Source organism: Nocardia sputorum, from assembly GCF_027924405.1.
Classification (GTDB): domain Bacteria; phylum Actinomycetota; class Actinomycetes; order Mycobacteriales; family Mycobacteriaceae; genus Nocardia; species Nocardia sputorum.
The window spans coordinates 6,065,012-6,085,133 of the sequence record NZ_AP026978.1; the positions used below are offsets into that span (position 1 = coordinate 6,065,012).

Consider the following 20,122-nt stretch of genomic DNA (forward strand, 5'->3'; position numbering starts at 1 on the left):
GAGTTCACCAGCTGGAATCGGTGACCGATCCACCACGATCGCGTTCTACGGTCTCGGTATCGGTGAAGCGCATGCCGCTGCCGTCCGAGAACTCCCTGCGCTCCTTCGCGTTCGGCGGCGCCGTCGGGGCCGGGACGGGTTCCGGTGCGCGCAGGTCGGGCATGCCCTCGACCAGGTCGGACAGCTTCGGCATCCGTGCCCGATGGGTGTCCAAGGGCGCCATCAGGTCTCGCGTCTTGCGGGCCACCTCGGCGCTGGCCTGCTGCGCGGCGTCGGTGATCGCCTTGGCGATCTCGGCATAGCTGAGGTCATCGATGTTCGGCCCGAACTGGGTATCGATGACCGTGTTGTCGGCATTGACGACCACCGTGACCCGCTTGCCGCGCACCGTCGCGCGGCCGGTGAGTTCGGCGCGTTCCTGTTGCAGCCGTGCGATGATCCGCATCTGCTCCTGGACGCCGTCGAGGATGTCGGCCAAGTCCGCCTTGGCTTGCTCGTTCGTCATGGGTCGGTGAACCTCGGGTCAGCGGATGCCGTCGCGGTTGCCGTGCTCCATGTCGCGCAGGAGATCGGCGGTCTCGGTCTGTCCCTCGCTGAAGTTCTCGAAGGTCCCCGCCACGTTGCGCGCGCCTTTGATCAGGTTGTCCCTGGTCGTCGTGTAACCGCCCGAACCATCGGGGCCGTTGGCGAAGTTCCGGCCGATGGTGTCGTTGCCCCAGCAGTTTCCCCGCGCGGCGATCGACGTGCTCAATCTGTCGATGATGCCGGTGATCCGGTCCTGGACATGCCCCGTCTTCTGGGCCGCCTTGCGGAACAGATGCTCATCGAATTCGACATTGTCCGCCATCGCGTCCGCTCCTCCACCCGCTAGTCCTTCCCAGCCACGGTAACACCGGATGACTAATCACCAGTGACGCCAACGTGAACGGGAACTTCCTCGGTGTTTGCGGGCGTATTCCGTGCCCAGGTCGAGCAAAGTGCCGGATCGGTGAAGGCCGTCGCCGCCCCCAATTTTCGGGGCAGGACAACGACTTCACAGTTCCAGCAACACGGTGACCGGGCCGTCGTTCACCAAGTCGATGTGCATGTGCGCACCGAACCGCCCCGTCGCGACAGTTGCGCCGAGTTCGCGCAACGCCTGCGCGAAGACGTCGACCAGAGGTTCGGCGATCGCGCCGGGAGCCGCCGCCGACCAGGACGGACGCCTGCCTTTCCGGGTATCCGCGTACAGGGTGAACTGACTCACCACCAGGATCGGCGCGTGCAGGTCCGCGGCCGAGCGCTCCCCGTCGAGGATGCGCAGCCGCCACACTTTGTCGGCCAGTGCCTTCGCGGTCGCCTCGGTGTCGGAGTGCGTCACGCCGACCAGCGCGACCAGGCCGTGCGGGACACCGTGGGCGGCCGGATCGATCCGGCCCACGACCTGGTCGTCGACGGTGACCTGCGCGGAACTCACGCGCTGTAGGAGGGCTCGCACAACCCTCGATCATGCCTTCCGCTACGGCGGCGACCGCCGCACGGGTCCCCGGCCGTCGGACAACCCGGTCTGCCTGGCCGGATACAGGTGCGCGCGGACGGCAAGCGTGACAAACTCGGTGCGCAGAGAGTTGCGTTGCGCGGGTTTGCCGCGCGTTGGCGGAGGATCATGCTGGAAACAAGGAGCGCGATGGATCTGGACGCGATGGAGCGTCAGATCGCCGCGGATCGGTATGCGGCGCTCGACCGTACGGTCGAATCCGAATTGCGCTTGGCCACCTCCCTCGGCGAACTCGCCAAGGGTCTGATCGCCACCAAGACCAACGGCTCGACGCGCGACCGCACGCGGGAGGCGCTGGCGCCGGCCGAGGAGGCGGTGGCGATCCGCCTGCGCCTGCTGTCCAGGGGCCAAGTGCTCACCGCCCGTCTCGCCGGCGAGTTGAACGATGCGCTGCGCTCGTTCGAGCAGGCCGCACGGCACAGCGGCCGCAGGGAGCTGGCCACCACGACGATCCGTCGCGCCTGTGAGGTCTACCGCCAAGTGGCGCGGGAGCACCCGGAGGTCGCGGGCCCGTGCGCCGACGGTCTGTCCAAGTGCGGTGTCTGGCTGGGCAGGCTGGACCAGGACGCCGCCGTGGCCGCGACCGAGGAGGCCGCCCGCATCCGCGCCGCACTGGCCGCGGCGAACCCGGAGCTGTCCGGCAAGTACCTGGCCAGCCTGAGCACGCTGCTGCGCACGCTCATGGTCGGACGGTCGCGCAAGCAGGCCATCGCCATGTACCGGGAGCGGTACGCCGCGTTCACCTCGACCACGATGTCGATCCGGCTGCGCGCGTGCGGCATCCAGGACCTGGACCTGACCCCGAAGTCGCACCGGGCGCTGGTCGAACTGGGCTGCCGCACACTGGAGCAGGCGGGGCGGCTCACCCAGCAGCAGATCATGTTCAAGTCCTCCGGCGACCTGTCGACCGTCGAGGAGATCAACTGGAAGCTGGCCCTGGTCGGCCTGCGGCCGCTCGCGCCGGGCGCCGAGCAGGATCAGCCCGCGACGCCCGTGCAGATCGGCTCCACCTTCGGCGCGCTGAGCGTGTACTTGCCGGAACGGGACGCCATCGCCCAGGTGCGCGCCGCGATCATCGCGGCCTACGCCGTCGACGACGCCTACCCGCTCGACCGGGAGAGCTACCTCGGTACACATGGGTCGAAGTGGCAGACCCGCGAGCCGAAGCTGAACACCTCCGCCACCCTCGGCGACGACATCGTGCTGATCGACCAGCCCTACGGCGGCTGGGTGACGGTGCTGAGCCTGAACTGGGAACTCACCCCGGTGGCGAAACACCCGCTGGCGCTGCGCCTGTCCCAGGACTGGCCCGTCGCGGCGATCACGGTGACGGAGAACGTGGCCTACGAGTTGTGCTGGTACGAGCGCGGTGCGGCCACCCAGTACGCCGCGCTCGGCCGTCCGGCGGGGCAGGCTCCCCTCGACAAGCCGCTCGCGCCACTGGACTTCGAAACGCTGGCCTTGTACAACCCCGACCGGGCAACCGAGAGCAAACTGCGCGCGGCCTTCGGCAACACGAAGGTGTTCGCCAACCTCACCTATCTGCCGGACTGCGGCCTGCGCCAGCTCAGCGTCAACACGCCGTTGTCCGAGCACGGCGACCGCGTGCTGTTCTTTCGCACCACGCCCTGAGACCGGAGCGGGATGACGCTGCGGCGGGATCGATTTGCGGCAAAGTAGCACCGACGGTGAACAAAATGCCGGAGGTTCCCGCCCCCGCATCTCCACAGGTCATTTGACCAGCAGATACGTACGCCGAAGTGAACGCCGGGCTATGCCGCGAAGCCTGCCGGTCACCGCACCCGCCGGTAACCGGCAGGCAAACGAATTTCTCGCGAACTAATTGAACGGAATGTTTGATCCGCTCCATGGAGTGCTCTACTGAGACAACGCTCGCACGGTGTACCGGATCACAGCACGGATGCCGCAGCGCCGTCCGGGCGGCTTGGAAAAAATCACACGAAGCTACCCGAGGGCTCTATGGACCAACTGGCGTTGGCGGACACCCCGACCGCCCGATGCGCCTACTATCGACACACTTGCGACCTGCCCGCCGGAGTTCATCCGGAGATCGGCCGAATCGTCCTGCGCGCCGGATTCGTCGGCGCGATCACGATGCCGGCCGCGCTGGGACAAAAGGTCCGCGACGATCTCACCCGGCGCCGCAGCGAGCTGGGTCCGATCATCTCGCACGTCCGGTCCAAACGCTGGACCTTCTTGACCCGCCCCGATTTACCGGACGACGTCCGGTTGTTCGCCGAGCTCTTCCGCCTGAACGTCTCGATCGTGCCCAGCGGCGGTGAGATCGCCTTGCCTTCGCCTGCCGCCGCCGACGCCGACTATCGGCACTGGATCGTGGCTCCGGAGAACAACTTCCGACCCTCCGGCGCGTCCATCGTCGACATCGTCCGGTCCTGCACGAGAACGGCCAGGCGATGACAACCGGGGCCCTGCCCGCGAAACACCAAGTGCTGCAAGCCTGCCGAGGTGAACTACACGAAAGCAACCCGCTGCTGCGCTGTGCACACGAGCTCACCACGTTGCACGAACGCAGGCTCAGCGCGGGATCCGACTCGCTCGACGAGATCGATGCGTTGCGGGCCGGCCTGATCCGGGACATCGACCGCTGGATCACGGTGCAGCTGCCACCCGCGCACGGCGCGGCGCACGTGCACACCGAGACCGTCGGCGCCGTGATCGATCGGCTGGCCCAGTTCACGGCGAACGCCTATGCGGCGCTGGCCAGTGCGTCGGAATGGGACCTGTGGGACGCCTGGCAGCGCTTGGCCGAGCTGGCCGTCGGTTACGACGACCTGGCGGCCGAGGTCTGCGCGGGCGTGCGCAGACTTCCTGGCGCATCGTAGGTTCGGCCGCGGCTCCCCATCCGTATGGTGGTATGGATGGGGAGCCCGGACGACCGCGCCGACGACAAGCTCGCTCTGCACGTCAGAAGGGCGGGTTCGTTCGGGTCACACGCTGCCGCGTATGCCGAGCACCGTCCCGACTATCCCGCCGCCGCCATCCGCTGGGCGCTGGCCGCCGTCGCGCATCGGCGACCGCTCACCGTCCTCGACCTCGGTGCCGGAACCGGCAAGCTGACGCTCGGCCTGCTCGAAGCCGGTGCGACGGTGATCGCCGTGGAACCGGACGAGCACATGCGCGCCGAACTGACCCGCCGGCTCCCGGCCGTCACCGCGCACGCCGGGACGGCCGAAGCCCTTCCGATCCCGGATGATTCGGTGGACGCGATCGTCGCCGGGCAGGCATTCCACTGGTTCGACCTGGACCGCGCTTATCCGGAGTTCCTCCGGGTGCTGCGACCCGGCGGCGTTCTCGCGGCGCTGTGGAACACCGATGACAGCACCGTGGACTGGGTCGCCGGGCTGAAGCGAATCGCCGGATCCAGCGCGTCCACGGCTCTGCCGTTGCTCGGGCAGCTCGAGGTACCCGACCACGCGCTGTTCCGCGAGCACGAGTTCGAACACAAAACTTTCCCGCATCGGCATCGGCGCACGGTCGAGTCCCTGACGGCGACCATCGGCACGCATTCGCACACGCTGGTGATCTCCCCACAAGAGCGGGCCGAGGTGCTCGCTCGTATCACGGCCTATCTGCGCGAGCGGCCGGAGACGGCCGAGGGCGAATTCGATCTGCCCATCGTGACTTCGGTGCTGCGATCGACACTTCGCCCCGTGGACTGAACGGCTACTTACGCACACGAAATACCCTGGCCACAGCGTTCCACGCGCCATCACGGAGTCGGTGGGCAGGCCCGGATGACGGCGAACTGCGGCGTGGGGCAAGCGAATTCGAGTAGCGGTCTACTCACGTCACCGCCACCTGCCCGGCCATACGCTGACGGCATCGTTCAGCACAGTATCGAACCAAGGAGAAGTAAACGTTCCGCCCACACGGGCACTCCCCGGACCCACGCTTCGGCTCGACGCGCAGGACGCGGGTGCAAGGAACGACGTCACCGATCCAGCGGAAGCTGGGTATCGCCCGGTGCCGGCGCATGGCGTCGGCACGCGAAAAATGGCGAGATCGACCAGGACCCCTGGCGTCGGTGCGGCTCGTTTCCTCGCCGCGCAGTGTTACCCGAACGCCGACCGTCCGGTGGTCGCCCGCTACTCCGGACGCAGCGTCAGGATCCGGGGTCCGTCCTCGGTGACGGCGACCGTGTGCTCCCAATGTGCCGCACGACTGCCGTCCACGGTGACCACGGTCCAGTCGTCGTCGAGCACCTTCGTCTGGGTGGTGCCGAGCGTGAGCATCGGCTCGATCGCGAGCACGGAGCCGACCACGAGCTTGGGGCCCTTACCCGGTTCGCCTTCGTTGGCGAGGAACGGATCGAGGTGCATCTCCCGCCCGATGGCGTGCCCACCGTAGCCGTCGACGATGCCGTAGGCGCGCCCGTGCTCCTTCTCGGCCGCCCGGGTGCCCTGCTCGATGGCGTGCGAGACGTCGGTCAGCCGGTTGCCGGGCAGCATCGCCGCGATACCGGCCTCCATCGACGCCTTGGTCGCCTCGCTGAGCAGCCGATCGGCCTCGATGATCGTGCCGACGCCGAAGGTCCAGGCCGAATCCCCGTGCCACCCGTCGAGAATCGCCCCGCAGTCGATGGAGACCAGGTCGCCCTCGGCGAGAATCTCTTCCGCGGTCGGAATCCCGTGCACCACACGGTCGTTCACCGAGGCGCAGATGGACGCGGGGAAGCCGTGGTAGCCCTTGAACGACGGAACCGCGCCCGCCTCACGGATCACCTGTTCGGCGACCTCGTCCAGTTCCAAGGTGGACACCCCGGGCTTGGCTGCCGCGCGCACGGCCACCAAGGCGCGGCCGACGATCGCGCCGGCCGCCGCCATGGCATCCAGTTCACCTGCCGTCCGGAACGGCACGACCTTCTTCTTGCGGTGGAAGACCATCCGGGCCTCAGCGCTCCATCGCGAGCTGACTCAGTGGCCCAGCGCGCGCAGCGCCCGCGCGTTGACGTCATCGACCTCGCCGACGCCGTCCACCGAGACGACCAGGCCGTCGTAGTGGTCCAGCAGCGGTTCGGTCTCTTCGCGGTACACCCGCAGGCGGTTACGGATCACGCCCTCGTTGTCGTCGGTGCGACCACGGGCGAGCATCCGCTCGACCACGGTGTCCTCCGGCACCACGAAGCGCAGCACCGCGTCGAGCTTGGTGTTCATGTCCTTGAGGATCTTCTCCAGCGCGTCGGCCTGGTCCACCGTGCGCGGGTATCCGTCGAGCACGAACCCGTTGGCGGCGTCGGGCTCGTTGACCCGCGCCTCCACCATGCGGTTGGTCACGTCGCTGGGCACCAGGTCGCCCGCGTCCATGTACTTCTGCGCCTCGCGGCCCAGCGGAGTCTGCTGGCTGATATTCGCGCGGAACAGGTCCCCGGTGGAGATGTGCGGAACGCCCAGCTTCTCCGACAGCAGGACGGCCTGGGTGCCTTTACCGGCGCCCGGCGGACCGAGCAGTACAACTCTCACTTGAGGAACCCTTCGTAATTTCGATTCATCAGCTGGCTCTCGATCTGCTTCACGGTGTCCAAACCGACGCTCACCATGATCAGCACCGCGGTACCGCCGAACGGAAGGTTCTGCGTACCGCCGGAGGCGCCGATGTCGAGGAACAGGTTCGGCAGCACCGCCACCAGACCGAGATAGATCGAGCCGGGGAGGGTGATACGGCTCAGGACGAAGTTGAGGTAATCGGCGGTCGGCTTGCCGGGCCGGTAGCCCGGGATGAAGCCGCCGAACTTCTTCATCTCGTCGGCGCGCTCCTCCGGGTTGAAGGTGATCGCGACGTAGAAGTAGGTGAAGAACACGATCAAACTGAAGTAGATCGCGATGTACACCGGGTTGCCGGGATTCACCAGGTATTTCTGGATGATCTCCTGCCACCAGCTCGGATTCTGGTTGTTCTGCGCCCCGGTCAGCTGTGCGATCAGGTTCGGCAGATACAGCAGCGACGAGGCGAAGATGACCGGGATGACACCCGCCTGGTTCACCTTCAGCGGCAGGTAGGTCGAGGAGCCGCCGTACATCTTCCGGCCCACCACGCGCTTGGCGTACTGCACCGGGATCCGGCGCTGGCCCTGCTCGACGAAGATCACGGCGGTGACGATCGCCAGCGCGGCGACGCACACCAGACCGAACACCAGGCCGCCGCGGCTGTCCAGAATGGCCTTGCCCTCGCTCGGGATGCGAGCGGCGATACCGGCGAAGATCAGCAGCGACATGCCGTTGCCGATGCCGCGCTCGGTGATCTGCTCGCCGAACCACATCACCAGCGCCGCGCCCGCGGTCATCACGAGCACGATGATGATCATGCCGAAGATGCTGGTGTCGGCCAGGATGTCCTGCTGGCAGCCCTGCAACAGCTGACCGCGGGCGGCCAGCGCGACCAGACCGGTGGCCTGCAGGATCGCCAGGGCGATCGAGAGGTATCTGGTGTACTGCGTCATCTTCGTCTGGCCGGCTTGGCCTTCCTTGCGCAGTTCCTCGAACCGCGGGATGACGACGGTGAGCAGCTGGATGATGATGCTCGCGGTGATGTAGGGCATGATGCCGATCGCGAAGACCGACAGCTGCAGCAGCGCACCACCGGAGAACAGGTTGATCAGCTGGTAGATGCCGCCGGACTCACCGCCGGAGACCAGGTCGATGCACTCCTGGACCGCCTTGTAGTCGACGCCGGGGGACGGCAGCGAGGCACCCAGCCGGTACAACGCGATCAACCCCAGCGTGAAGAGAATCTTCCGCCGTAAGTCCGGAGTCCGGAAGGCCGATACGAAGGCGGAAAGCACTGATCCTCCTGGCGAACGACATGGTCATGACATGGATATTCAGCGATGGTCCCTGCTCACACAGAAGGGACGCCGAAAACCACGGCGAGGCTGGCAGACAACAATTGAACTCTAACAGTGGCACCGGACGAGCTCGTCACTCGTCCGGTGCCGCTGTCATGCAGAGTACCGTCAGCCCAGCTCGGTGACGGTGCCACCGGCGGCGGTGATCTTCTCCTTCGCCGCACCGGTGACCTTGTCGGCGGTCACCTGGACCGCGACGCCGATCTCGCCGTCGCCGAGGACCTTGACCAGCTGGTTCTTGCGAACCGCGCCGGCCGCCACGAGCTCGGCCTTGCCGACCTCGCCGCCCTCGGGGAACAGCTTCGCGATCTTGCCGACGTTCACGACCTGGTATTCCGTGCGGAACGGGTTCGTGAAGCCCTTCAGCTTGGGCAGCCGCATGTGGATCGGCATCTGCCCACCCTCGAAGGCGGCAGGCACGTTCTTGCGCGCCTTGGTGCCCTTGGTACCGCGACCCGCGGTCTTGCCCTTGGACGCCTCACCGCGACCCACACGGATCTTCTCGGTCTTGGCGCCGGGAGCCGGACGCAGGTGATGCAACTTGATGGTCATGTCAGACCTCCTCAACGGTCACGAGGTGGCGCACGACGTTGATCAGCCCGCGGTTCTGGGCGTTGTCCTCGCAGACCACGGTCTTGCGGATACCGCGCAGACCGAGGGTCCGAAGGCTGTCCCGCTGATTCTTCTTGGCGCCGATCGAGCTCTTGATCTGGGTCACCTTGAGATCTGCCATTACTTGACACCTCCGGCAGCCTGAGCGCGCGCACGCAGCATGCCGGCAGGGGCGACGTCCTCGAGCGGCAGGCCACGGCGCGCCGCGACCTCTTCCGGACGCTGCAGCTGCTTGAGGGCAGTGACAGTCGCGTGCACGACGTTGATGGCGTTGTCGCTACCGAGCGACTTCGCCAGAATGTCGTGGATACCGGCGCATTCCAGCACGGCACGAGCCGCGCCACCGGCGATCACACCGGTACCCGGCGAGGCCGGGCGCAGCATGACCACACCGGCGGCCGCCTCACCCTGAACCGGGTGCGTGATGGTGGAGCCGATCATCGGGACGCGGAAGAAGTTCTTGCGAGCCTCCTCGACGCCCTTCTGGATGGCCGCGGGAACTTCCTTGGCCTTGCCGTAGCCGACGCCGACCAGGCCGTTGCCGTCACCGACGATCACGAGGGCGGTGAAGCTGAAGCGCCGACCACCCTTCACGACCTTGGAGACGCGGTTGATCGCGACGACCCGCTCGAGCTGGTTCTTCTCGGCGGCGTTGTCGCGACGGTCGCCGCCGCCCCGACGGTCGCCACCACCGCGACGGTCGCCGCGGCCGCCCTCGGGGGCGCTGCCATTCTGTCCGGCGGGTCCGTTTCCGCCGTCACGCCTCTGACGTCCCGGCATCAGACGTTCCTTCCGTTCTTGTTGACGATCATCAGAATTTCAACCCACCTTCGCGAGCGGCATCGGCCAGTGCGGCGATCCGGCCGTGGTAGTCGTGCCCACCACGGTCGAACACGACGGCCTCGACACCGGCGGCCTTGGCGCGCTCGGCCAGCAGGGCGCCGACCTTCTTGCTCTTGGCCGACTTGTCGCCGTCCACCGCGCGCACGTCGGCCTCGATGGTCGACGCGGCGGCGATGGTCTTGCCGACCGAGTCGTCGACCAGCTGCGCGTGCAGGTGCCGCGAGGAGCGGTTGACCACCAGGCGCGGACGCTCGGTGGTGCCTTCCACCTTCTTGCGCAGGCGGAAGTGACGGCGCGTCTTCGACAGACGGCGCTGGGTCGACACGTCCTTGCCCAGGGGGATGCGCTTGGCCTTCTGGTTTTCGGTTTGCGCCATGATCACTTACCCGTCTTTCCGACCTTGCGGCGAACGACCTCGCCGGCGTAGCGGATGCCCTTGCCCTTGTACGGGTCGGGCTTGCGCAGGCCGTGGATGACCGCCGAAATCTGGCCGACCTTCTGCTTGTCGATTCCGGACACGGAGAACTTGGTGGGCGACTCCACCGCGAACGTGATGCCCTCGGGCGCCTCGATCGGCACCGGGTGGCTGTAGCCGAGGGCGAACTCGAGGTTCTGGCCCTTCAGCGCGACGCGGTAACCGACGCCGAAGATTTCCATCTTCTTCTCGTAGCCCTGGGTGACGCCGACGATCATGTTCGACACCAGAGTGCGGGTCAGGCCGTGCAGCGCGCGGCTGCGGCGCTCGTCGTCCGGACGGGCGACCTCGAGCTGGCCGTCCTCGCCCTTGGCGACGGTGATCGGCTCGGCGACGGTGAGCGACAGGGTGCCCTTGGGCCCCTTCACCGAGATGTCCTGGCCGTCGATGGTCACATCCACACCGGCCGGAAGGGCGATGGGCTTCTTACCAATACGCGACATTGTCCCTGCTCCCTTACCAGACGTAAGCGAGGACTTCGCCGCCCACGCCCTGCTTGGCCGCCTGCTTGTCGGTGAGCAGACCGGAGGACGTGGAGATGATCGCCACGCCGAGGCCGCCGAGCACCTTGGGCAGGTTGGTGGATTTCGCGTACACGCGCAGACCGGGCTTGGAGACACGGCGCACGCCGGCGAGGCTGCGCTCACGGCTCGGGCCGTACTTGAGGTCGACGATGAGCGTCTTGCCCACCTGTGCGTCCTCGGTCCGGTAGTCGGCGATGTAGCCCTCGCGCTTGAGGATCTCGGCGATGTTCGCCTTGAGCTTCGAGTGCGGAGCCTTCACCTGATCGTGGTACGCCGAGTTGGCGTTGCGCAGACGTGTCAGGAAGTCTGCGATCGGATCAGTCATGGTCATGGTTCGACCTAGACACCTTTCTCGCCGCGGTTCCCATACAGCGCTGACATGCACATCGGCATGCCCAGCGGTGGGCCTACGACAATTCGGATGGTCCGGCCGACACTTGCCGACCGGAGGAGGTTCGATCACCCGGGCGCACGCATGCGGGCATGGAGGTGCCCAGGCAACCGCTCTAGTGTAGGCAAGGGGTTCACCGGGGCAAAATCGGGGTCTGTCCGGAGCCCGCTCCACTGGACCCATGACCAGCGAAAACAGCCCTTAGCCGGGCTAACATGGGCCTATGTCGAGCCCAGGCGTCGAACGACCCGACCTTCCGGAGTCCATGACCTGGGAGGAGCTAGAGCAGCTACCCGAGGAGATCGCCGGACAGATCGAACTGCGCAACGGGCGCGTCGTCTGGCGACAGCGGGGACCTGCCGAACATCAAGCGTTCACATTCGCTCTGACCAGCGCACTCAAGCGCTGTGCCCGCGATGGCATGGCCGAGCAGCCGCAAAGCTGGTGGCGTGTCGACTTCGAAACCAACGTCTTCTTCGGCAAGACCGGCAAGTCGGACTTCGCCACCCCCGACGTCCTCGTCTACCGCCGCCTCGATACCCCCTACCAGGACATCCGCGCCGACGACGTGCTGCTTGTCGGCCACATCAGTTCTCCGGCGAACATCGCAATCGACCCGTACGAGGACCAGCGACGCTACGCCGATGGAGGCATCCCCTGGTATTGGGAGGTCACGCTCGCGCGTAAGAAGAGTGCCATCGCGACGGTCCGCGCGTACGCCCTGGAAACCGTCCCCGGCGAACTCCCACCCGGCGTACGCCCGCTCTATCCGAGGAACTATCTCCTGATCGACGAATGGTCACCGAACGATTCCGACGCCATCACCATCGACTTCCCGTTCCCCATCCACATCCCCTGGTCCGAGTTGGAACTCTGACGCGCAGGTCGGTCGGTCTCTCACACTGGTCGAATGGGCACTCCCGGCCCAGCACGCACCGCAGACATGTCGTCAACGACATATAGACTGATGACGTGGAGTCGCTCTACTCGATTGAGATCGAGCCCGAAGTACGGGCTTGGCTGGAGTCGCTTCCGGCTAAGCATTTCCTCAAAGTCGAAGCGTATGTGGCCCTACTCGCCGAACGCGCGACCACACTCGGTGAACCCTTCTCCCGCTATCTGGGCGAGGGGGTGCGTGAACTTCGCCCGACGCTGGATGGAGCCGCCACGCGGATCACCTATTGGTTCCGATCCGACCGCACGATCGTCTTGCTGACAACATTCCGTAAAACCAAGGACCGCGAGGACGCCGAGGTCAAACGCGCTATCGAGATGCGAAGAATATGCGAGGACGAACACGGCCCCGCTCACGAGGAGTTCCTCCGCACTATCGAGAAAGGAGAGCTGTGATGCCCCATAGTCGATGGAAGACGGGTAGAGACCAGGGACTGACCGAGCCCGAGGCCGTCAGCGAAGTGCGTCATGAAATCCGACTGGCCATGGAGCTCGCCGCCGCCGTGTACAACCGTCGCACGGAGCTCGGCCTCACCCAAGCCGAACTCGCCGACCGGGCGGGACTGACGCAGGCGAAGATCTCCCGGATCGAGGGATCCGACGCCGTCCCCACCCTTCCGCTACTGACAAAGCTGGCACGAGCCCTGGACGCATCCCTGAACATCGCCATCGATGCCGACGACGCACGCGTCAGCTTCACACCGCACACCAGCGCGGCGTAGCGCTCGCTGCGGCTTCGCTCGCCCGCGAGTGGCACACCACTGCGCCATCGGCCGAGTAAGCCTCTCGATGGTGCCACTCGGGGTCCCCCTCGCACGAGGGTGGTTGTGCCCGAGTCGAGGATTGGTCGGCAGCTTGGGATGCGCGCGTCTTCACGGTGGTAAGTAGAGGCGCTCGCACGGCAAACGCGGCAGCCCGGCGGCATCGCCGGGAACAACGACGAGGTCGGCAGCGGCGCGTACGGCGCACCACTCTCGGATGAATCGCATGGCTGCGGTGTGGCAAGCGGCGAAGTCCAGACTCAGACCGCAGAGCAGGACGCGCAGGTGGACATCGGGCTCCTCTGGACGCGGAGTGGTCACGTTGCCGGGTCATACGGTTCGGCGGCCGCAGCCCCAGGCTGCTGGGTGCGCGGAATCCGCAATCGCACCTGCCCGGCGGCCACGGCTTCGACCATGGCGTTGAACCCCTCCCAGTGCCGCACATGGTGGAGCACCTGGTCCTCGGTTATTCCGCCGGGTTGGCGCTCCTCTCGGCGGCAGCGCACGAAATCGGCGGTGAGCAGGCTGACCAACTCGCCGTAGGAGTAATGCATCTCCTGGGCGTCCGCGGTAGGCCGGTAGCCCTCTCGGCGCGCCGATTCGAGTATGTCTTCCACATATCGGTCGATGGCCCAGATATGCAGATCCATCAAATAGGCCAACCGCTGACTCATCGGACGGCCGGGCTTGCGGGTCTCGTAATGCCGGACCCACACGCCGAGCAGCCCCACGGCCGACACCATCAGCGCGTCCGCCGGCTCGACGCGGGCGTTGAAGATGTCGAAGAAGGCGCGGGTGCCCGGCAGGCGCGGCGCGCGAACCTGGTTGCCGCTCAGCGGACTTCGGGAATCTGTTGTCACCGAACTTCCCTGGCCCGGGTGGAAACTCCGGAGATGCCGAGCGCGGACAGGTTGATCGCTCGCGGCGGAAGGCATCGGCTGATCGCCGCGACCACCACCATCCCCGAGGGCCGGAAACCGTCCCGAGGCGGCTCGACCCAATGCCGCACCGCAGGAGGCCGGTCGGTTGGCGACGGCAACGCGATTACCCGCCCGTGGGCGTAAACCGTGACACCAGCCCGATACAACTGGGCGAACGCGGCGGTCGAGTCCGGAAGATCGGGACGCACGAGAAAAACCCAGCAGCCCGACCTCGGGTAGGACACGATCGGTCCGGTAGCGCTTCCCCGCCGCCGCAGTTCCTCGCGGACCTCGTGACCGAGATACGCCGCCATCCCCAATCCCCACACGCTCCCAGCCGGGACCGTGATGCGTCCGGTGTGCGGGTCCACGCCAGCGGCGAGTCCGCCGATACGGCGGTAGAACGCGCACCTGGTGGTGGGGGTGTCTCGAAAGGAGCCTTCCTGCATGGTGTTCCCCTGCCGTCGAATGAGTCTGAAGTGCGCCTATCGCGGATCGCTCGCCGCTTCCGGACCGACAAAGCCCTGTTCAGCGGCCCGACGCAGGCACAGCACACCAGCCGGGCACGGCCCACTTCGACCTGATTCGCGTATTCCCGACAACTTCGACGAAAGCCCTGGACGGCATCGAACTTCGGTGTATCAATGGATGCAGTTCAGACCGTGTGCTGGATTCATTCACCTGGGGGAAAGCCGATGACCGAAGTCGAGTCGCCGACGCTGCTGCGCCGCCAGCTCGGCAGATTCCTGCGCGAGGCGCGTGAAGGCTGCGGCCTGACGATCGCCATCGCCGCGAAGGAAGTTCAACTCAGCTTCAACGGATTACAACGCCTGGAAACCGGACGAGCGGTGAAACCACGCCGCCAGGACGTGCGCGAACTGTGCATGCTCTATGAGGTGACCGCCGAGCAGACCGAACAGGCGGTGGGACTGGCGTCGCGCGCGGCGACGGCGCGAGACGAGGACGGCATCACGCCGCTCGGCGGACTGTTCTCGGATGCTTTCAACATGTACGTCGGGATGGAGCGGTCGGCCCAGCGGCTTACGTCCTACGAAGTTCAGGTACCTGGACTGCTGCAAACCGCTGACTACGCCCGTGCCTTGATCGGCGCGTTTCTGCACGATGGATCGGCCGAGGAAATCGAACAACGCGTGCGGGTTCGCCTCAACAGGCAGGTGGCTGTGACCCGGAAGACCTGCCCCGTGGACCTTCACGTGCTGCTGGATGAAGCAGCGCTGTACCGGATGGTCGGCGGGCCGAAAGTGATGGCCGCTCAACATCGCTACCTCGCTGATGTCAGCACTCGGCCGAACGTCACACTGCGCATCCACCCGTACTCGGCCGGATACACGGGCGGCATCTTGCACGGTTCGTTCGTTCTCTTGGACTTCGGCACCAACAGCAAGGGATTGCCCATCGAACCGCCAGTCGTCTACCTCGACGGCGGGATGAGCAGCGATCTCTATCTCGAAAGGCCCGAAATAGTGCGGCGTTACACTGAGATGGCCGAAGCCATCCGCCAGACGGCGTTGGACGAGAAGACCTCGCGAGACCTGCTCCGCCGGGTAGCAAGGAGTTTTGACGGTGACCGCTGACCTATCTGGAGCCCGCTGGTTCAAGAGCAGCTACAGCGCCTCCAACGGCCAATGCGTAGAGATCGCCCACCTGACCAACGGCACAGTCGGAATGCGCGACTCCAAAAATCCGACCGGCCCCACCCTGACCTTCACCCCCACCGCCTGGGACACCTTCCTGTCCGCAACCAAAAGCGGCCATTTCCCCAACAGCTGACCCCTCCGAGCCCACCCGCGCCCCGCCGGGCTCGACACTTCCCCGCCTAGCCAACTCCCCCGGCCGACGCCCGCGAGTGGCACACGGCTGCGGCAAAGCGCGAGTAGACCTCTCCGCTGGTGTGCCACTCGCGGGCAACCCACGTGACTGCGCATCACGGCTTCCCGAGAATTCTGGGGTGCGATACACCGAGCGTATCCCATTCAACTTTCGAACGACCGACAGAATCATCGGGCCAACGACACATCTTTGATCCGGACAGGGTACACCTCTACGGTTAATTCACCCGACAAATCTACTCCACTGGTCGATATCTTTATTGTGCCGCCACCTCCGACCGCAATGCGGTTCACCTGTTCCCGAAAAATATCCACCAGCACAGTCGAGTCCTGGTACCACCGCACCCGCGCGGATCGCGCTATTACATCGTACGATAGTTCCAGTTTGTTCCGGTCGTCGGAATCGATACTCACCACAAAGGAAGCAGTAGCCCCGGGGATGGCCACACGTTCGGCCCCGAACGCCTCCAAGAACTCCGACTCTTCCGGCTCTATGAACTCATAGTCGGCCATCTACGCTCCTCCACCCTTCGGAATCACAGTGGTCAAGCGTAGACCTTCCGGCGTCACCTGCCACGTTGTTTCAAACTTCAGAATACCGTTCGGACCGACGAACAGCGACTCTCGCACTTGAAAGTCCCCATAGTCATTCGAAAAGGTTCGGGCGATATTACTGTCAGTACGGACCACCTCGTCGAAATGACTGTTGAGCAAATCTCTCCCAACCTGGTTGTCGAAAACGCCGACACGGTTCAGTTGCGAGAGATTCTGCATCGATCTAGGCGAGTTGTGCGCATCTTCTGCCGCCCTACCAAAGAGATACTCGTACTTCTTCTCGTCTACAATCGCCTTCGACGGTGGTCGTGGGCCGCTTGCTACGTCACCAGCGTGCTTCCCGCGCAGTCGAGCACGTAGATCGGTAACGACTTTTCTGGCCTTGACAGCGGCGTCCTTGGCCTCCTGCCTGACTCCCGCGATCTGGAGCGCCTTTCGGGCTCGCCAGGCGACGATGCCGTCTTTGATCTTTCCGGCCCACTTCTGTACCGTGAGCAGCGCCTTTCCTGCGGTGACCGCTCCCGCTCCGAAGCTGATCAGCGACAGGCCCACGGTGATCGCGGCGTCGATGGCGAGTTCTTGGACGAGAGAATCCAAGAAGCCCTTGATCTCGTTGCGCAGTTCCGTCAGCGCGTCCTTGTATGCGAGGCAGGACTGGCTGATCTGCGTGCAGGCGGTCAGCAGTTGATCGATCGAGTTCGCAAGAGATTTGAGGTCGTCTCGGATGTGGCCCGCGTCGTCGGCGGTGACGCTGTCGAACAGGCTCGCCGCGATCGTGATCTTGTCTCGGGCGTTCGTGTTCTGGTAGATCGTGCCGAGGCGGTCCCAGGCATCGGCAGCCTTCGCGAGTTTTCCGGTGTCGCCGTCGGGAACCGGTATGCCGATGTGGCTGATGATATTGATGCCCTTGTCGATGATCCCTTGACCAGGGCCACCAGCCGAAGCCGGGACCGAGAACGGGCCGAACACAGGCATTCCCGGGTCCGTGGGCCGGTCCGGCTGCGGTGCGCCCTTCATGGTGGCGTTTGCTTGCGCGTGCGTGAAGCCGATGTCGTTGAGGGCGCTGCCGTACGCGTACAGCGTGGAGTGGACGTCCTGAAAGAATCCCACCGCCTCGTATGCGGAGGTGTTATACGAGCGCGCCCATTCCTGGCCGTTCTCGTCCACGCCCGCCATCGATCCACATTCGGACAGCTCCGCGAAGATATACAGAAAGCTGTCCCGTAACGCGGATGCGGCGTCGAAGCAGTTGGTAGCCGCTTGGTAGTAAGCCTTCGGATCGACAGCCAGAGCTGTCATACCCCGAGGATCCTCAAGCCCTCGGCAACAGCGCCGGTATAGCCATCGTGGGCGAGCTTCACGGCCTCTTCCAAAGCAGTGAGCCCTTCTCGGATATCTGTAGCGCCCCTGAGCCATTCGCCGTGCGCCTCACGGTAGGCCACCATTGCCGCACCGGCCGACGCGGCATCGACCTCCTTGACCTTCTGGTCGATCGCCGCAAGCTGATCGGAAAGCAATCCCGCGAAGCCTCGAATTCGGGCGGCCAAGTTTTCGAGCTTGTCGAGATCGACCGAAAACGCCTGTTCATCGGACATACGGTCCCCCTCAGGGCAGATCGAGCGAGCTGACGCCCGCCGCGAATGATTGATCGGCGCCGCGCACGGTGTCCGCGGTGATCCCCAGCTTCTCCGCCAACTCGAACAACGCATCCCACACCCGCACCGCACCCTGATGGAACTCTTCCCACCCGGCCGCGAAAGCGCCGGCGTTACTACCGGTCCAGCTTCCCAGCATGTCCCGGACATCGGTCTCCAGCGCCGAGTACCCGTCCCGGCATTGAGTGGCGACATCGAACGCCAAGCGCCCCAATGCCTTGACCTCAGCGGTATCGATCGACAGTGATGGCTGTTCCCCCGCCACGCCTCTGCCCCCTCTACCAGCGAATGATTCAAACGAATGTACCCGAGTCGCGCTGCGGCCGTCACTGATCGGATGTTGCATCCGCCAACACGAAGAGGGGATCTTCCGCGTCACCGATGACACGATCGACATCGTCGCCGCCGACGGCAGCTCCATCGCGAGCGTTCCGCGCGCGCTCACGCTCGACCAGCACGTGATCACGTTGGAGCCGCGTGTGGACGTCAACGGCACCACGCTGGTCGCCGATGTCTCCGCCCAGGAGGTCGGCTATTGGCGCAAGACCTCGCCGCGGCAGCGCAGCATCGAGGCGGGCATCGCGATGGGCGGTCTGATCGGCGGCGTCGGCGGCACCATTGTCGGCCTCGTCATCGGCATCGCCGCGGGTGGACTGCTGCTTCCGATCAGCCTGCCGGTGAGCCTGATCGTCGGTGTGTTGGGCGGCATGGCGGTCGGCGGTGCTGCGGGCGCGTCGATTCCCAACTCCGATGTTCCCGACCAGTGGGACTACCAGGAGGAGTGCCACAACAGCGGGCCGTACCGCTACTGCTGGTAGTTTGCGGCGGCAGTCGATGGGGGCCGAAGGTCAATGTCGGTCCTCTTCGCAACACACCAGCACCACAACGGCCGATCTGATCGCAGCTATTCGCAGCAGGATTCGGCACATGTTCTTGGTAGCAGCCCGCTCACGGCCTCTGGCACCGGCTGCTTTTGGTCGACCTGGCGCCGCCGACTCGACTGATCACGCGGTCCGGCTGGAGTATCGAATTGCTGCGCGACGCCGAGACGCACAGGTAGACCGAGGACGCACTGAACGATATCAACATGTGGGCTGGGGAGCAGTGCGTCTCGACGGGGGCGAAACGAGAGCTTCCACCTGGCAGTCGCCCGAGTCGACGGCTGGGTCGGCGACAGCATCGCTTTCAGTTTGCCGAGACCTCATTTCGGATCAATTACCATGTTGCTCAATCGGTTCCACATTGTGGACAATCTCACAAGGTTTGCCTTGACGGTCGTGCAGTCGCTACCAATAGTGCGTTCACATCACACGAAACGACGTTCGATTCGTCCACGTGGGGGTGTCGGGGGTCGGGGAGGAGAATGAATTCAATGGTCTATCGCGCTGCAATTCGGGTCGGTCGGAAGGCGCTCATCGGTGCGCTGCCGCTGGCCGTGGCGACTACGTTCGCCGGTGCCGGAGCCGCATCGGCCACCAACTACGCCGAGCAGCAGGCGCAGCTGGCGCAGGCGATCTCGACGTCGGGCACGTCCGCGGACATCGGCTACCACACCACGGTCGCGCCGGACCTGCGCAGCGTGTCCGCCACGCTGGACGCGGGCACGTTCCAGCTCGGGGAGACTTCGATCAAGGTCGTGAACCAGGTCGGCGCGGCGGTCACCGAGCTTCCGCGCACGCTGGCCACGCCGTCCGGTACCACCATCGCCTTGGATGCCGAGGTGTCCGAGGACGGCCGCACGCTGTCGGTGACGACACCTGAGGTCTCAGCGGCGACGGGCGCGGAACTGAAGGACATCGCGACCAATCCGGGCGCGCAGTACCCGGATCCGGTCATGAACGGTGCGGCCGCGGGCGCGGGTGTCGGTGCGGTCGCCGCCCTTATCACCTGCATTCCGACCCTGGCGATCTTCGTGGTCGGTTACGCGCTGTGCGCCGTGGTCGGCGTGGTGACCACCGCCATCCTGGGTGCCGTGGTCGGCGCGGTCGTGGGTACGGTCGCGCCGGATGTCATTCCGCAGGTGCTGCCCTGACAATCAGCGATTGATCTGCTGAGCTGAAACGCGAAAAGCGCTGCGGCGGACACGATCCGCCGCAGCGCCTTGCTTCTGGTCGTCCATGGTTCGCTACTTGGCGCACGCTCGGTGGTCCCACAGCCGCGTG

28 protein-coding genes are annotated in these 20,122 nt (G+C 65.5%); 11 read left to right on the plus strand and 17 right to left on the minus strand.

Features of this window, described 5'->3' with window-relative positions:
* Window positions 1–4: 4 nt before the first annotated feature.
* From QMG86_RS27260 to dtd, 3 genes are all read right to left on the minus strand, one after another.
* Window positions 5–505, minus strand: a complete 501-nt coding sequence (locus QMG86_RS27260; protein WP_281875546.1) for a YbaB/EbfC family nucleoid-associated protein — start codon at window positions 503–505, stop codon at window positions 5–7.
* Between the two features lie 18 nt (window positions 506–523).
* Window positions 524–847 carry a hypothetical protein gene (locus QMG86_RS27265; protein WP_281875547.1) on the minus strand — a complete coding sequence of 108 codons (324 nt, stop codon included), beginning with the start codon at window positions 845–847 and terminating at the stop codon, window positions 524–526.
* A 186-nt stretch (window positions 848–1,033) separates the two neighbouring features.
* Complete coding sequence (gene dtd / locus QMG86_RS27270) at window positions 1,034–1,477, minus strand: D-aminoacyl-tRNA deacylase (protein WP_281875548.1); 444 nt, start codon at window positions 1,475–1,477, stop codon at window positions 1,034–1,036.
* A 168-nt stretch (window positions 1,478–1,645) separates the two neighbouring features.
* On the opposite strand from dtd, the gene QMG86_RS27275 reads away from it, so the two are divergent.
* The 4 genes from QMG86_RS27275 (at window position 1,646) to QMG86_RS27290 (ending at window position 5,238) form a co-directional block, all read left to right on the plus strand.
* Entirely contained in the window at window positions 1,646–3,169 is a 1,524-nt protein-coding gene (locus tag QMG86_RS27275) for a hypothetical protein (protein WP_281875549.1), read from the plus strand.
* A gap of 348 nt (window positions 3,170–3,517) precedes the next feature.
* The gene (locus tag QMG86_RS27280; protein ID WP_281875550.1) at window positions 3,518–3,976 is read left to right on the plus strand and encodes a DNA-directed RNA polymerase subunit beta; all 459 of its coding nucleotides are present in this window, start codon (window positions 3,518–3,520) and stop codon (window positions 3,974–3,976) included.
* Window positions 3,973–4,401: a DUF4254 domain-containing protein gene (locus QMG86_RS27285; protein WP_281875552.1), complete on the plus strand. Its 429-nt coding sequence runs from the start codon at window positions 3,973–3,975 to the stop codon at window positions 4,399–4,401. The genes QMG86_RS27280 and QMG86_RS27285 overlap by 4 nt, the downstream gene beginning before the upstream one ends.
* Before the next feature lie 36 nt (window positions 4,402–4,437).
* Window positions 4,438–5,238, plus strand: a complete 801-nt coding sequence (locus tag QMG86_RS27290) for a class I SAM-dependent methyltransferase (RefSeq protein WP_281875553.1) — start codon at window positions 4,438–4,440, stop codon at window positions 5,236–5,238.
* Between the two features lie 426 nt (window positions 5,239–5,664).
* Here QMG86_RS27290 and map read toward each other — a convergent pair whose 3' ends face one another.
* From map to rpsH, 9 genes are all read right to left on the minus strand, one after another.
* Window positions 5,665–6,462, minus strand: coding sequence for a type I methionyl aminopeptidase (gene map / locus QMG86_RS27295; protein ID WP_281875555.1), 798 nt, complete (start codon window positions 6,460–6,462; stop codon window positions 5,665–5,667).
* A 30-nt stretch (window positions 6,463–6,492) separates the two neighbouring features.
* Window positions 6,493–7,038, minus strand: a complete 546-nt coding sequence (locus tag QMG86_RS27300; protein ID WP_043687391.1) for an adenylate kinase — start codon at window positions 7,036–7,038, stop codon at window positions 6,493–6,495.
* On the minus strand, window positions 7,035–8,357 hold the full coding sequence (gene secY, locus QMG86_RS27305; RefSeq protein WP_281875557.1) for a preprotein translocase subunit SecY: 1,323 nt from the start codon (window positions 8,355–8,357) through the stop codon (window positions 7,035–7,037). Before secY ends, QMG86_RS27300 begins: the two co-directional genes overlap by 4 nt.
* Before the next feature lie 171 nt (window positions 8,358–8,528).
* On the minus strand, window positions 8,529–8,972 hold the full coding sequence (gene rplO, locus QMG86_RS27310; RefSeq protein ID WP_281875560.1) for a 50S ribosomal protein L15: 444 nt from the start codon (window positions 8,970–8,972) through the stop codon (window positions 8,529–8,531).
* Window position 8,973: 1 nt separating this feature from the next.
* Window positions 8,974–9,153: a 50S ribosomal protein L30 gene (gene rpmD / locus QMG86_RS27315; RefSeq protein ID WP_281875563.1), complete on the minus strand. Its 180-nt coding sequence runs from the start codon at window positions 9,151–9,153 to the stop codon at window positions 8,974–8,976.
* Window positions 9,153–9,812: a 30S ribosomal protein S5 gene (rpsE, locus tag QMG86_RS27320; protein ID WP_063021309.1), complete on the minus strand. Its 660-nt coding sequence runs from the start codon at window positions 9,810–9,812 to the stop codon at window positions 9,153–9,155. The genes rpmD and rpsE overlap by 1 nt, the downstream gene beginning before the upstream one ends.
* A gap of 31 nt (window positions 9,813–9,843) precedes the next feature.
* The gene (gene rplR, locus QMG86_RS27325; protein WP_281875564.1) at window positions 9,844–10,251 is read right to left on the minus strand and encodes a 50S ribosomal protein L18; all 408 of its coding nucleotides are present in this window, start codon (window positions 10,249–10,251) and stop codon (window positions 9,844–9,846) included.
* Between the two features lie 2 nt (window positions 10,252–10,253).
* Window positions 10,254–10,793: a 50S ribosomal protein L6 gene (gene rplF / locus QMG86_RS27330; RefSeq protein WP_063021307.1), complete on the minus strand. Its 540-nt coding sequence runs from the start codon at window positions 10,791–10,793 to the stop codon at window positions 10,254–10,256.
* Window positions 10,794–10,806: 13 nt separating this feature from the next.
* Window positions 10,807–11,205 (minus strand): 30S ribosomal protein S8, encoded by a 399-nt coding sequence (gene rpsH / locus QMG86_RS27335; RefSeq protein WP_039795549.1) that lies wholly within the window; start codon window positions 11,203–11,205, stop codon window positions 10,807–10,809.
* A 283-nt stretch (window positions 11,206–11,488) separates the two neighbouring features.
* On the opposite strand from rpsH, the gene QMG86_RS27340 reads away from it, so the two are divergent.
* The 3 genes from QMG86_RS27340 (at window position 11,489) to QMG86_RS27350 (ending at window position 12,941) form a co-directional block, all read left to right on the plus strand.
* On the plus strand, window positions 11,489–12,142 hold the full coding sequence (locus QMG86_RS27340) for a Uma2 family endonuclease (protein WP_281875566.1): 654 nt from the start codon (window positions 11,489–11,491) through the stop codon (window positions 12,140–12,142).
* A gap of 95 nt (window positions 12,143–12,237) precedes the next feature.
* Window positions 12,238–12,615 (plus strand): type II toxin-antitoxin system RelE/ParE family toxin, encoded by a 378-nt coding sequence (locus tag QMG86_RS27345; protein WP_281875567.1) that lies wholly within the window; start codon window positions 12,238–12,240, stop codon window positions 12,613–12,615.
* Entirely contained in the window at window positions 12,615–12,941 is a 327-nt protein-coding gene (locus QMG86_RS27350) for a helix-turn-helix domain-containing protein (protein WP_067807919.1), read from the plus strand. The genes QMG86_RS27345 and QMG86_RS27350 overlap by 1 nt, the downstream gene beginning before the upstream one ends.
* Window positions 12,942–13,297: 356 nt before the next feature.
* Here the strand turns inward: QMG86_RS27350 and QMG86_RS27355 are convergent, their stop codons facing one another.
* A complete protein-coding gene (locus QMG86_RS27355; RefSeq protein ID WP_281875569.1) occupies window positions 13,298–13,840 on the minus strand; it encodes a hypothetical protein in 543 nt (180 codons plus the stop codon).
* 755 nt (window positions 13,841–14,595) lie between these two features.
* On the opposite strand from QMG86_RS27355, the gene QMG86_RS27360 reads away from it, so the two are divergent.
* Complete coding sequence (locus QMG86_RS27360; RefSeq protein ID WP_281875570.1) at window positions 14,596–15,495, plus strand: helix-turn-helix domain-containing protein; 900 nt, start codon at window positions 14,596–14,598, stop codon at window positions 15,493–15,495.
* Entirely contained in the window at window positions 15,485–15,691 is a 207-nt protein-coding gene (locus tag QMG86_RS27365; protein WP_281875571.1) for a DUF397 domain-containing protein, read from the plus strand. The genes QMG86_RS27360 and QMG86_RS27365 overlap by 11 nt, the downstream gene beginning before the upstream one ends.
* 227 nt (window positions 15,692–15,918) lie before the next feature.
* Here QMG86_RS27365 and QMG86_RS27370 read toward each other — a convergent pair whose 3' ends face one another.
* From QMG86_RS27370 to QMG86_RS27385, 4 genes are read right to left on the minus strand one after another with little or no spacing between them, the layout of a single operon-like run.
* On the minus strand, window positions 15,919–16,263 hold the full coding sequence (locus QMG86_RS27370) for a hypothetical protein (protein ID WP_281875572.1): 345 nt from the start codon (window positions 16,261–16,263) through the stop codon (window positions 15,919–15,921).
* A complete protein-coding gene (locus tag QMG86_RS27375; protein WP_281875573.1) occupies window positions 16,264–17,604 on the minus strand; it encodes a WXG100-like domain-containing protein in 1,341 nt (446 codons plus the stop codon).
* Window positions 17,601–17,900, minus strand: coding sequence for a WXG100 family type VII secretion target (locus QMG86_RS27380; RefSeq protein WP_281875574.1), 300 nt, complete (start codon window positions 17,898–17,900; stop codon window positions 17,601–17,603). Before QMG86_RS27380 ends, QMG86_RS27375 begins: the two co-directional genes overlap by 4 nt.
* Before the next feature lie 10 nt (window positions 17,901–17,910).
* Window positions 17,911–18,165 (minus strand): WXG100 family type VII secretion target, encoded by a 255-nt coding sequence (locus QMG86_RS27385; RefSeq protein WP_281875575.1) that lies wholly within the window; start codon window positions 18,163–18,165, stop codon window positions 17,911–17,913.
* Between QMG86_RS27385 and QMG86_RS27390 the strand changes: the two genes are divergently transcribed.
* A complete protein-coding gene (locus QMG86_RS27390; RefSeq protein WP_281875577.1) occupies window positions 18,146–18,778 on the plus strand; it encodes a DUF8020 domain-containing protein in 633 nt (210 codons plus the stop codon). The two genes, QMG86_RS27385 and QMG86_RS27390, sit on opposite strands and share 20 nt — an antisense overlap.
* 554 nt (window positions 18,779–19,332) lie before the next feature.
* Window positions 19,333–19,992 (plus strand): DUF8020 domain-containing protein, encoded by a 660-nt coding sequence (locus QMG86_RS27395; protein WP_281875578.1) that lies wholly within the window; start codon window positions 19,333–19,335, stop codon window positions 19,990–19,992.
* Window positions 19,993–20,122: the final 130 nt, after the last annotated feature.